We start from the raw sequence: 11,112 nt of genomic DNA, 5'->3' as shown, positions 1-11,112 counted from the left end.
TTACTTCGCCTGAGCCTGGCCCGGCTGCTGCGGCGCAGCGGGCTTGGCGTTTGGATTCCATGGCTGCGGCGTGACCGGCATGCCGGGGCGCAGCATCATCGCGCCTTCGACGATCACCTTGTCGCCGGGTTTGAGTCCGCTGGTGACCAGCCAGGCATCGCCGACGACGCGTTCAGTCTTGATCACGCGCGGCTCGACCTTGTTGCCCTGACCAACGACCAGCGCGGTCGCGTTGCCGCGCTCGTCACGGCCGACCCCGCGCTGCGGCACCAGCATGCCCTGAAGCTGCGTTCCCTGCGCCAGTTGCGCGCGGGCATACATGCCCGGCTGCAACAGCCCGTTGGGATTGGCGAATTGCGCGCGGATCGTCTGCGACCCCGTATTGGGATCGACCGTCACGTCGGCGAACCGCAGCGTGCCTTCGGGTCCGTAGGTCGACCCGTCCTCCAGCTTCAATTTGACGCGCGCCAGTCCTTCGCTCGCCACCTGGCCCGACAGGATCTGCTGCCTGAGCTTGAGCAGGTCGGAGCTCGATTGCTGGATGTCGACATACATTGGATCGAGCCGCTGGATCGTGGTCAGCGCATTCGCCTGCGACGCGGTGACCAGCGCACCAATGGTGTAGACCGATCGGCCGATCCGCCCGCTGATCGGCGCGCGAATGGTGGTGCGGCCAAGATCGATCGTGGCGCTGCGCAGCGCGGCCTGCTGGGCGGCGACATCGGCGCGCGCCTGTTCGGCACTGGTCAGCGCATTCTCGTAATCCTGGCGTGAAATCGCATTGATCTTGACGAGCTCGCCATAACGACGCGCGAGCGCCGCGCTCGACGCGATCGCCGCCTGCGCCTTGGCCAGCGCTGCCCGCGCATTCGCCACTTGCGCCTGATAGGGCGCGGGATCGATCCGGTAGAGCGCCTGGCCCTTGGCGACCATGTCGCCTTCCTGGAACAACCGGGCGAGGATGATTCCGTTGACCTGCGGCCGTACGTCCGAGGTTTCATAGGCCGTGGTACGGCCGGGGAGCTCGGTGGTCAGCGTCACCGGCTGCTCTTTCACGATCACATATCCGACCGGCGGCGCGCCTGGGCCCGGCGGCTGTTGCCCGCCCTGCCCGCAGGCGGCAAGCGACACGAGAGCAAGCGCGGGAAGCGCGTTACGAAGAAATGACATGCTAATCTCGCCGGGCTATGATATGTGAGTGAACGCTCACTCACAGAAATGCTGCTACTGCGAACAACTGATACAAGTCAAGCCAAGGATTGAGGAATGTCGACGATGTTAGACTGTTGGGGGCTGTTGCCAACCCTCCCCGCCGGACGGGCGGCGGAGCGCCGACAGCACATTCTCGACACGTCGCGCCGCCTCTTCATCCAGAATGGATTCCACGGAACGGGCGTGGCCCAGATCGCCGTCGCCTCGGGAATCAAGGTCGGCCAGATCTATCGCGATTTCTCCTCGAAAGAGGATATCATCGCCGCGATCGCCTTTCGCGACCTCTCGCAATTCCTCGACGAAGCCACGCTGCAACGCGCGATCGATGCCGGCGACATGGCGGCGATCCGCCAGTGGATTCTGGCCTTCGTGACTTATGACGAGGACGTCGAAGGCTATCGGCTGATGCCCGAAATCATGGCCGAATCGTCGCGCAATCCCCGCGTCGCGCGGCTGCAGGAAGACATCAGCGCGAGCGTGAAGAGCGCGCTGGTGGCGGCGTTGACGGCATGGGCACCGGGCGCCGACCGTGAGGCCGCGCGCGCGGAACTGGCCGATCTGATCCTGACGTTGGGCGGCGGGCTGTGCCAGTCGATCGTAATGGAGGCGCTGCGCGGGCGCGACTATCTTCCGCTGTGCGAACGGCTGCAATCGATCGTCAGCCGCGAACTCGAGCTGATCCGCGAATCGGAAAGCTGGCCGCACCCGTCGGTTTAGCAACCTCCCCGTCCGGTCGGCGGAGTAATATCAAGATTCCTGTGCACGCTTCGTCCGCGAAAAAAATTTCAACGCAGATGTCGATTTTCGACTCCTTCGCTCGTCGTTCGAATGCCGCTCCTCAAGAGACGGCGTCAACGAGGAGGCAGGACGATGCGTGCAATGAGGTTCCCGAAAAGCGCCGGCGACAATGCAAGCGGCTCCTTCAGTGCGGCCTGGAAAAGGACGACGAGATCGCTGGCCAGGCTCGCGGCCAGGCTGATAGTCACCGCGCCGGCCTTGTTCGCCGTATCGGCCGGCACCGCCGCGGACCAGACCGCATCCTATCCGCGCATGGCCCCTGTCGGCGCCTATCTGATGGACCGCGGCCAGGAAATCGCGCTGGCGAGAAGCGCCGCGCCTGAGCCGATTTCCAAGGATGCGACCATTCTGGTCCTGACCCGCACCGGTTATGAAACCGCCGTCGCGGGCAGCAACGGCTTTGTCTGCATGGTGTCCCGCGGTTTCAGCGGCGCGCCGGATTGGCCCGAACGGTGGAACCCGAAGATCCGCGCCGCCGAATGCCAGAACCCGCAGGCGGCGCAGTCGATGGCGCCGCTCGCCAAACTGCGCACCGCCATGACGCTTGCCGGCCGGACCGATGCGGAGATCATGGAGCGCATCAAGACCGCGCTACGCACCAAGGAGATTCCGCCGCTGGCGCCGGGCGCGATGTCGTACATGATGTCGAAATCCTCTTACCTGTCCGATGAGGGAGATCACGACATGCCGCACGTCATGTTCTTCATCCCGTTCAAGGATGGCAACAATTGGGGCGCCAACGCGGCTGGATCGCCGATCTTCGGCGGCAATTATTGGTTCGCGACGCCGGATCACGCGGCCGAAACCGATGCTCTCCCGCCTTTGTCGGTCCTCCTGCTGGGAGCCTGCACCTGGTCCGATGGCACGCCAGCGCCGACGCACCCGATGTAGGCGCCTCGACGGACGCTGTTGGCATGCTAGGCAGTCGGTTGGCCATGGCGCGCGGTTTGAGCACCCCATGGCCAACCGGTTTCTGGAGAGGGAGGTCTCGGCGGCCGTTGGACTTCCCTCAGTGCCACGCCCCTCCGGTTGCGGCCCTCTGCCCGCGCCGCTAAGCCCCGCGCATGTCGCATGGCGCCCCGCTCACGCTCTACAACAGCCTGTCGCGCTCGCTCGAGCGTTTCGAGCCGATCGATCCCGCGAACGTGCGCGTCTATTCGTGCGGGCCGACGGTCTATAATTACGCCCATATCGGCAATCTGCGCGCTTATGTGTTCACCGACACGCTAAGCCGCGTGCTGACGTGGAAGGGTTTCCCCCTGACGCACGTCATCAACATCACCGATGTCGGGCATCTGACCAGTGATGCCGATGCCGGCGACGACAAGATGGAAGCCGCGGCACGCAAGAACGCGACGAGCATCTGGGATATCGCCGCGCATTACACCGCGGCGTTCAAGCAGAACCTCAAGGACCTCAACATCCGCGAGCCGTCGCGCTGGTCGGTCGCCACCGACCACATCCAGGAGATGATCGCGTACGGCGAGAAGATCGCCCCCAAACATTGCTATCAGCTCGATAGCGGCCTCTATTTCGACGTCTCGACGGTGCCCGATTATGGCCGACTTGCCGGCGCGCAGGACGATGTCCGAGAGGGTCGGATCGAAACGGTCGAGGGCAAGCGCCACCCGCAGGACTTCGCGATCTGGCGCGCGTCGGCGCCGGGCGAGAACCGCCAGATGGAATGGGATTCGCCCTGGGGCCGCGGCGCACCGGGCTGGCATCTCGAATGTTCGGTGATGAGCGAGAAATATCTCGGCTCGCCATTCGACATCCACACCGGCGGGATCGACCATCGCGAGATCCACCATCCCAACGAGATTGCGCAGAACCAGGCCTATTGCGATTGTGACGACACCGGCGCGCGCTGGTGGATGCACAACAATTTCCTGGTCGAGCGCGCCGGCAAGATGTCCAAGTCGTCGGGCGACTTCCGCACGCTGCAAAAGCTGATCGACGCCGGCGTCCATCCGCTCGCCTATCGCCTGATGTGCCTGTCGGCGCATTACCGCTCCGAACTCGAGTTCAGCGAGGAGAATCTCGCCGCGGCACTCACCCGGCTCAAGCGGCTGGCGATCACCGTCGGCCAGCTCCGCGACCGCCCGCCCGCGCCCTCGGCGGGGTCGGCGCTAGCCTATCGCGAGCGGCTCGACGAGGCAGTGTCGGACGACCTCAACACGCCCAAGGCGCTGGTCGTGCTCGACGAATTGCTCGGCGACAAGAAAGTTGCGCCCGTCGATCGCCTCGCCGCGCTCGCCGATTTCGATGCGGTACTGGGGCTCGATCTTGCCGGCCTCAGGCGCGAAGACCTGCGCGTGCGACCAGCCACCGCAACCGTGACCGAGGCCGACATCGCCGCGCGGCTCGCCGAACGCCGCGACGCGCGCGCGGCCAAGGACTTCGCCCGCTCCGACGCGATTCGCGACGAGCTCGCCGCTCGCGGGGTCGAGGTGATGGACGGCGACCCGCTCGGCTGGGACTGGCGACCGACGCTCGCTTGAAAGCCCGCGCCAGGTGGCTAAGCTCTGGCGCCGAAGGATAGAATAGGGGGAGTGAAATGCACGGACGCGTATTGGGATGGGATAATACGGCCAGCCAGGGACAGATCTCCGGCGACGACGGTCAGCGCTACACCTTTACCCGGCCAGATTGGCGCGAAACCTATTGGCCCGCGCGCGGGCAATTGGTCGATTTCGAAGCCAATATGGGCAATGCTGGGAATATCTATGTGCTGCAGGGCGCCGCGGCCGGCGCGGCCGGTACGCCAGGGCACAAGGACAAGATCGCCGCCGCCTTGCTCGCTTTCTTCCTCGGCATGTTCGGCGCGCACAAATTCTATCTCAACAAGACCGGCGCCGGGGTGACGATGCTCCTGCTGTCGACCGTCGGCTGCATCTTGCTGTTCATCCCGCCGATGATCATGGGGCTGATCGCGTTCATCGAATTCATCATCTATCTCGTGACTGACGATGCCGAGTTTCAACGCAAGTACGTCCAGGGCAATCAGTCTTGGTTCTGATGGCGTGAAGGCCCTTTTGCCCGCGCTGGCGCGCCCGCTGCTCGAGCCGCACTTGCCGGCCGGGCTGGACGTTGCGTGGTTCGCATCACCGGCCGAGGCCAATGCGATGATCGCCGATGCTGACATCGCCTGGGCCGACATGCAGCCGACCAGCCTGACCGCGGAAGCGATCCGCCATGGCGAGCGGCTCAAATGGGTATCGACCATCTATGCCGGGCTCGACGCTTTCCCGCTCGACCTGATGCGAGAGCGCGGCACGATGCTGACCAACGGCGTCGGGATCAACGCCATCACGGTCGCCGAATATGCCGTAATGGGCGTGCTCATCGCCGCCAAGCGCTTCGACGAGGTGGTCCGTGCACATGATCGCCACGAATGGCCGAAGGACGCCCCGGGCAAGGTCGAGTTGTTTGATACCCGCGCGCTGATCGTCGGCATGGGCGCGATCGGCAAATTGATCGCGACGCGGCTGGAGGCGTTCGGCGTCGAGGTCACCGGCGTCACCCGATCCGGCCGCGACGGCACGCTGACGCCCGACCAATGGCAGGAGAGGCTCGGCGACTTCGACTGGGTGATCCTCGCCGCGCCATCGACCGACGAGACCAAGGCGATGGTCGCCCCCCCCGAACTCGCGCGAATGAAGCCGTCGGCCTGGCTGATCAATATCGCGCGCGGCGACATGATCGACGAGGAGGCACTGCTCGCCGCACTTCACGGACGCAAAATCGCCGGCGCGTTCCTTGATCCCACGCATCCCGAGCCGCTGCCCGCCGATCATCCCTTGTGGTCGGCGCCCAATTGCATGGTTACGATGCATCTGTCGGGCCGCAGCCAGACCAAGATGTTCCCGCGCGCCGCCGCTTTGTTCCTGCGTAACCTCGACGCGTTCGTGAACGGTCGGCCGATGGAGAACGTGGTCGATCTGGTGCTGGGGTATTGAGCGTTCAGCGTTCCGCCACATCGCTCCTGAAAAGGTCGTGGTCGCGGATGTAATCTTCGGCGTCATAGCCGTGTGACGCCGCGACCAGCAGCACGCCGTCAGCGCTGAAATCGTATTGCGTCCCCCACGTCATCGGCGCGAGGTACAGGCCGATGGTCGGGTCCTCGAGACGGATCTGGGCACGGGTCGCGCCATCGTCGATCGACACCGACAGCGCGCCATGCGCGGCGATCAGGAATTGCTCGCAGGCGCGGTGCGCATGCTCGCCGCGCACGCCGTCCCCGGGGACGTTGTGGACCAGGAATATCCGCTGCGGAGCGAACGGCACGCCTTTGCCCGCCTCGAACGGCACCAGACTACCGCGCGGATCGACGAAATGCGGCAGCCGTTCGATGAAGCACCCCTTCACCGGAAGGTTGAGCCGCGACCCGATCGCCTGACCCACCGCGTCGCCGGGCACTATCGTATCGGAAGCGGGCTGTACCTCGTCCCGTTTGACCACTCTCGCGGGATTGCCGACCACCGTCGCATGCGCCGGAACGTCCCGCGTCACCACGGCCCCTGCCCCGACCATCGCGCCGCGGCCGATTCGGATACCGGGAAGGATCGTCGCATTGGCACCGATTGACGCGCCGTCCTCGATTACCGTCTCCACGAATGCCTCGGGATATTGCTTCGATCTTGGGTGAAGGTCGTTGCTGAAAGTCGCGTTGGGGCCGATGAAAACATTGTCGCCGACCCTCAGCCCGTCCCACAGTTGAACGCCGCACTTTATCGTCACGGCATCGCCGACGACGACGTCATTCTCGATGAAAACATGGTCGCAGACGTTACAGTCACGGCCGATCTTGGCCCCGGGCAATATATGCGCGAACGCCCAGACGCGCGTGCCGCTGCCCACATTCCTGCTCTCGCACAGGCCGGCAGAATGGACGAAAAGAGGCGTATCGCTGGTCATAGTTCTTTCCCGCCGCCATCGACGATTCGCGCAACGATGCGCAGCGGCCGGCGCTTGGTGTTCTCGAACGTCCGCCACAGATAGGATCCGATGATCCCCTGCACGGCCAGGATCGCCGATCCGAAGAATGTTATCAGCAGGGCCAGCGTCGTGTAGCCCGGTTCGGTGATTTCTCCCGTCAATCGCGCGATCGCCACGCCGATGCCGAATACCAGACTGATCAGCACTCCGACAACGCCGACCCACAGGACCAGGATGAGCGGCAAGTCGGTAAACGAGAAGATGCTGTCCATCATGTAGCGCAGCCGGCGACCAACCCCCCACGCGCTAGTGCCGATCTCGCGCGGGCGGCGCTCATAGGTGACGAATGACCGACGAAAGCCGATCCAGAACAATTGCGCGATCAGCGAACTGTTAGGCTCCTCGATGGCGAGCAGTTCTTCGCGTGCGGCAAGGTTGCACGCGAAAATGTCTACGCCGCCGCGCGGCACGCCCGAGATCACCAGCTTGCGATACAGCCACCAGAAGGTGCGCGACAATGCGTCGCGCAGCGGCGCATCGTTGCGTTTGACGCGCTGGCCGAACACGATATCGCATTCGTCGGCTTCCAGCGTCGCGAAGAATCGCGCGATCAGTTCGGGGGGTTCCTGAAGATCGGCCGCCATCACGGCGAACAGCCGTCCCGACGCGTGTTCGAGCCCAGTCCGGATCGCGGTGAACGACCCAAAATTGCGGCTGTGGAAGACGATGCGCGAGGGGAAAGACAGGCCCGCTTGAGCGCGGGCCAGCACCTCGCCCGAAGCGTCGGGCGAACCGTCGATGACGAAGACAACCTCGAGATCGCCGTCGAGCGTGCGATGCAATTCGGTCAGCGCCACCAGCAGCGGCGGGATGTTGAGCTCATTGAGATAGACGGGGATAATCAGCGAGCGCGACGGTGCCGCGATCCCCGAGGCGTCGTCAGCAGCGCGAACCGAGCTCATGCCGAATAGGACCTTAGGGCGTCGCACACCTGTGCGACTTCGTCGTCGGTCATTTCCGGGAAGCACGGCACGCTCAGGATGCGCTTGACGGACCTACGGCTGATATCGAGCCCTCCTGGACCGATCCGCTGGTCGCCGGTCGCCCAACCGGCTTGGTCGCAGTCGAGAATTGGGAAATGGATGTCGGTCGACACGCCCCGTTCCCTGAGATGCGTTTCCAGGCGATCGCGATCGTCGGTGAGCATTACGGCAAGGTGACCGACGGTTCCGTGCTGGCTCGACACGATCGCGGTGCCGGCGACGACCGCCGCCGCGTAGCGAGCGATGATCTCCCGCCGCCGCTCATTGTCGGCGTCGACATGAGGGAGCAGCGCCGACAGCAACGCCGCCTGCAGCTCGTCGAGCCGCGAGTTGCGACCGCCGGCGGTCACCACGTCGTATTTGCCGCCCCAGCCGTACATGCGCAATTGCGCGACCCGGGCGGCCAGCTCGGCATCGCCGGTTACGATCGCCCCGCCATCGCCAAGCGCGCCGAGATTCTTGGTCGGGTAGAAGCTGAACGTCGCCAGCTCGCCGAATGCGCCCGCTCCAGCCCCGCAGCCGCGCAGGCCGTGCGCTTGGGCGCAATCCTCGATGACCGGCACATCGGCATGCCCGGCGGTATCCAACGCGGCGCGCAAGGCGGGGACATCGACCAGGCCGCCGTAAAGATGTGTGACGACGACCGCGCCCGTCGCCGGCCCGACCCCTGCCACGGCATGGTCGATATCGATCAGCTGGGACCGCTCCTCGATATCGACATAGACCGGCGTCAACCCGATCAGCCGGCAGGCCGTTGTCGTGTAACCACCGGCATTGGCAACGGTCACTACCTCGCGCCGCGCCGGATTGGTGACCAGGCAGCGCAACGCGATCTCCAACGCATCGCTGCCATTCGCCACGCCGACGCAATGCGCGACACCGGTCGCTGCGGCGAAGTCGCGGCAGAAGGCGGCGGTGCGGGGCCCGTTGATCCAATAGCCCGACGCCAGCACGTCGAGCGCGACCGACGACAGCTCCGCCTCGTGACGCGCATAGCGCCGGCGCAGATCGTTCATCGGAATCGACGTCATCGGGCAACTCCGAAGGAACCGTTCGCTTCGCTACTCGGCGGCACCACGACGGCGGGCGTCGCGGCGTCGCGCGAGAACCGCGCGATTGTCGCGCGATAGCCCAGCGCAGCCAGCACGATCAGGCACGGCCATGTCTCGATCACATAGCGCGATTCCATCACCGCGCTGGCATAGATTAGGTTAAGGACCAACATTTCGGCCGCCCGGCCGAGCAACGCCGCCAGCGACAGAATGCCAAGGGCCTGCGGCCAATCGAGAACGGCGCTGAGGGCGAAGCGCGACGCGACGACCTGCCGCGCCAGTGCCCACGACCCGATCAGCGTAAAAAGGATCAAGACGATCTTGAGAAGCACGACGGTGGCCGCCACCAATCGCGACACGAGAGGCGGGGGTGACAGGCCGAAGATAGTAGTGAGCGCGGCGCCGCCATCCGCACTGCCCCACAATTGCACCGTCCGCGCGGCCGGTGCGGTGACGAACGCCTGGAGCGGCCGCGCCGCACGCAGCTGCTCGGCAGCCGCCGCAAAACGTGCGTCCACCGCCGGCGTGTAGCCGCCCGTCTGCCATGCCTGGAGCGCCGCAGCGATGTCGGCGCGACCGGCAGTGTCGGCAAAGGCGCGCGCTGGATAATTCTCCACGGCGAACCCATGCCAGCCCGCATTGCCCTCGGCAAAGGCGAAATCGTGAAATTCACCTGGTGTAAGCAGCCAGGCGCGGGTCCAGGTAAAATAGCCGGGCCGGGCGTTATTCGGATTATCCTTGGCGCCCGAATTCACATACCGGGGTTCGCCTTGGCTGGCATATTGCAGCGCCATCATGCCCAGGATTGGAGCGGCAAATAACGCGAGCGCGAGCGCGGTCCCGGCGATCACCTTGCGCCCTCCACGGCGCACCAGCAGCAAGCACCACGGCACGAGCAACAGGACGAGTAACGGCAGAAGGTCGATCCGCAAGAAAGCGGCTACTCCCGCCAGCAGCCCGCCAAGGGCAGGACGCCACACCGCCCCGTCGATCGCCGCCGCCGCCAGCAGATACAACCCGACGAACAGTCCGAACGTCGCCAGCGAGTCGGGAACGACGAAATTGGTCCAGGATGCGGTAATCGGCTGAAGCGCGATCACCCCCATACCGATGAGATAGGCCCAGCGATTGCGCGGGCCGACCTGGCGATAGAAGTGCATCAGCAATGCCACGAGCGCCACGTCAAACGCAATTTGCACGACGTGCATCGCGTCGGCGATGGGCTGTCCCAACCGTCTGAACGGCACCGGATTCCAGATCGCGTCGTGCCCCAGGAACGCGATCACCGGCGCCAGGACGACGGAAAAGGATCGCGACTGCGCGGTGGCCGGTGGCATCTGGCCGTGTTGCAGGAGGTGCTGGGCAGCGCTTACATACAGGAAACCGTCACCGTTCAGGACGCCGGGACCGAGTAGCAGGATAGCCGCGCGCAACGCGAGCAGCGCCACCATCAGCCAGCCGCCCGCAAGCCACGTCTGCCGCGTGGACGCCGGCGCGGTGTCGCGGATAACCCCGCTCACCGGAACACCAGGAAACGCATCAGCACGAAGGTCAGGCTGACCGTCACCGGCAAGCATGCGAGCTGCGCCACCAACGGGCCGACGCCTGCCCCTTCCCACAGCCTCAGCAGCATCAGGTTCACGATATAGGTCAGCGCATATACCCCCACGAAACGCGGCAAGCGCGTCGGATCGCGGCTATCGAATACCAGGCGGCCCAACGTGAAAAAATTGAAGATCACGCCGATCACCATCGCGATCGCCAGCGCGATCCCGCTCGACAGGCCCGCGAGGATTCCGGCCGCGAAGACTATGTATCCGAACGCCGTATTGAGCACGCCGACCGCCAGGAAGCGGACGATCTGCCAGATATCGGCCTTTCGCAACTGCAGGCCGGGCGCGCCGACATCGCCTTTATCCTGTGACATGCTATCCGGCTCTAGGAATGGTGCAGCGTGGACGGGCCCACGAAAGGTGGTAGGCTAAAAATCGATCTTCACGGCGCCACCTAGGTGGCGCCGTGCCGGACGAACAGCGCGAACGGCGAGCCCGAAAATAGCATGATGATTT

Annotated in this window: 11 protein-coding genes; 5 read left to right on the top strand and 6 right to left on the bottom strand. The window is 64.8% G+C overall.

What is annotated here, in order from left to right:
• Positions 1 to 1,170, bottom strand: coding sequence for an efflux RND transporter periplasmic adaptor subunit (locus AC1DRD_RS02895; RefSeq protein ID WP_478040190.1), 1,170 nt, complete (start codon positions 1,168 to 1,170; stop codon positions 1 to 3).
• Between the two features lie 96 nt (positions 1,171 to 1,266).
• Here AC1DRD_RS02895 and AC1DRD_RS02890 point away from each other — a divergent pair, with 96 nt between their 5' ends.
• From AC1DRD_RS02890 to AC1DRD_RS02870, 5 genes are all read left to right on the top strand, one after another.
• Positions 1,267 to 1,929 (top strand): TetR/AcrR family transcriptional regulator, encoded by a 663-nt coding sequence (locus tag AC1DRD_RS02890; RefSeq protein ID WP_478040189.1) that lies wholly within the window; start codon positions 1,267 to 1,269, stop codon positions 1,927 to 1,929.
• 153 nt (positions 1,930 to 2,082) lie between these two features.
• Positions 2,083 to 2,901 carry a hypothetical protein gene (locus AC1DRD_RS02885; RefSeq protein ID WP_478040187.1) on the top strand — a complete coding sequence of 273 codons (819 nt, stop codon included), beginning with the start codon at positions 2,083 to 2,085 and terminating at the stop codon, positions 2,899 to 2,901.
• 173 nt (positions 2,902 to 3,074) lie between these two features.
• Positions 3,075 to 4,511: a cysteine--tRNA ligase gene (gene cysS / locus AC1DRD_RS02880; protein ID WP_478040186.1), complete on the top strand. Its 1,437-nt coding sequence runs from the start codon at positions 3,075 to 3,077 to the stop codon at positions 4,509 to 4,511.
• A 56-nt stretch (positions 4,512 to 4,567) separates the two neighbouring features.
• Positions 4,568 to 5,029 (top strand): TM2 domain-containing protein, encoded by a 462-nt coding sequence (locus AC1DRD_RS02875; protein ID WP_478040184.1) that lies wholly within the window; start codon positions 4,568 to 4,570, stop codon positions 5,027 to 5,029.
• 4 nt (positions 5,030 to 5,033) lie between these two features.
• Positions 5,034 to 5,969, top strand: a complete 936-nt coding sequence (locus tag AC1DRD_RS02870; RefSeq protein WP_478040183.1) for a D-2-hydroxyacid dehydrogenase — start codon at positions 5,034 to 5,036, stop codon at positions 5,967 to 5,969.
• A gap of 4 nt (positions 5,970 to 5,973) precedes the next feature.
• Here the strand turns inward: AC1DRD_RS02870 and AC1DRD_RS02865 are convergent, their stop codons facing one another.
• Genes AC1DRD_RS02865 through AC1DRD_RS02845 form a run of 5 tightly spaced genes read right to left on the bottom strand, consistent with a single transcriptional unit; the run spans position 5,974 to position 10,970 of the window.
• Complete coding sequence (locus AC1DRD_RS02865) at positions 5,974 to 6,927, bottom strand: WxcM-like domain-containing protein (RefSeq protein ID WP_478040182.1); 954 nt, start codon at positions 6,925 to 6,927, stop codon at positions 5,974 to 5,976.
• Positions 6,924 to 7,910 (bottom strand): glycosyltransferase family 2 protein, encoded by a 987-nt coding sequence (locus AC1DRD_RS02860; protein ID WP_478027912.1) that lies wholly within the window; start codon positions 7,908 to 7,910, stop codon positions 6,924 to 6,926. Before AC1DRD_RS02860 ends, AC1DRD_RS02865 begins: the two co-directional genes overlap by 4 nt.
• Positions 7,907 to 9,022 carry a DegT/DnrJ/EryC1/StrS family aminotransferase gene (locus AC1DRD_RS02855; protein ID WP_478040181.1) on the bottom strand — a complete coding sequence of 372 codons (1,116 nt, stop codon included), beginning with the start codon at positions 9,020 to 9,022 and terminating at the stop codon, positions 7,907 to 7,909. Before AC1DRD_RS02855 ends, AC1DRD_RS02860 begins: the two co-directional genes overlap by 4 nt.
• Complete coding sequence (locus AC1DRD_RS02850; RefSeq protein WP_478040179.1) at positions 9,019 to 10,563, bottom strand: hypothetical protein; 1,545 nt, start codon at positions 10,561 to 10,563, stop codon at positions 9,019 to 9,021. The genes AC1DRD_RS02855 and AC1DRD_RS02850 overlap by 4 nt, the downstream gene beginning before the upstream one ends.
• The gene (locus AC1DRD_RS02845) at positions 10,560 to 10,970 is read right to left on the bottom strand and encodes a GtrA family protein (RefSeq protein ID WP_478040177.1); all 411 of its coding nucleotides are present in this window, start codon (positions 10,968 to 10,970) and stop codon (positions 10,560 to 10,562) included. Before AC1DRD_RS02845 ends, AC1DRD_RS02850 begins: the two co-directional genes overlap by 4 nt.
• Positions 10,971 to 11,112: the final 142 nt, after the last annotated feature.

The sequence above is a fragment of the Sphingomonas sp. P4_G2 genome (genome assembly GCF_056401155.1).
The sequence above is the reverse complement of the archived record's forward strand: the minus strand, read 5'-3'. Positions and strand labels throughout refer to the sequence as shown.

What these genes read in the sequence shown, in the direction of transcription:
- AC1DRD_RS02895 (WP_478040190.1), bottom strand. Translation starts at nt 1,170, where the DNA reads ATGTCATTTCTTCGTAACGCGCTTCCCGCGCTTGCTCTCGTGTCGCTT.
- AC1DRD_RS02890 (WP_478040189.1), top strand. Translation starts at nt 1,267, where the DNA reads ATGTCGACGATGTTAGACTGTTGGGGGCTGTTGCCAACCCTCCCCGCC.
- AC1DRD_RS02885 (WP_478040187.1), top strand. Translation starts at nt 2,083, where the DNA reads ATGCGTGCAATGAGGTTCCCGAAAAGCGCCGGCGACAATGCAAGCGGC.
- cysS (WP_478040186.1), top strand. Translation starts at nt 3,075, where the DNA reads ATGTCGCATGGCGCCCCGCTCACGCTCTACAACAGCCTGTCGCGCTCG.
- AC1DRD_RS02875 (WP_478040184.1), top strand. Translation starts at nt 4,568, where the DNA reads ATGCACGGACGCGTATTGGGATGGGATAATACGGCCAGCCAGGGACAG.
- AC1DRD_RS02865 (WP_478040182.1), bottom strand. Translation starts at nt 6,927, where the DNA reads ATGACCAGCGATACGCCTCTTTTCGTCCATTCTGCCGGCCTGTGCGAG.
- AC1DRD_RS02860 (WP_478027912.1), bottom strand. Translation starts at nt 7,910, where the DNA reads ATGAGCTCGGTTCGCGCTGCTGACGACGCCTCGGGGATCGCGGCACCG.
- AC1DRD_RS02855 (WP_478040181.1), bottom strand. Translation starts at nt 9,022, where the DNA reads ATGACGTCGATTCCGATGAACGATCTGCGCCGGCGCTATGCGCGTCAC.
- AC1DRD_RS02845 (WP_478040177.1), bottom strand. Translation starts at nt 10,970, where the DNA reads ATGTCACAGGATAAAGGCGATGTCGGCGCGCCCGGCCTGCAGTTGCGA.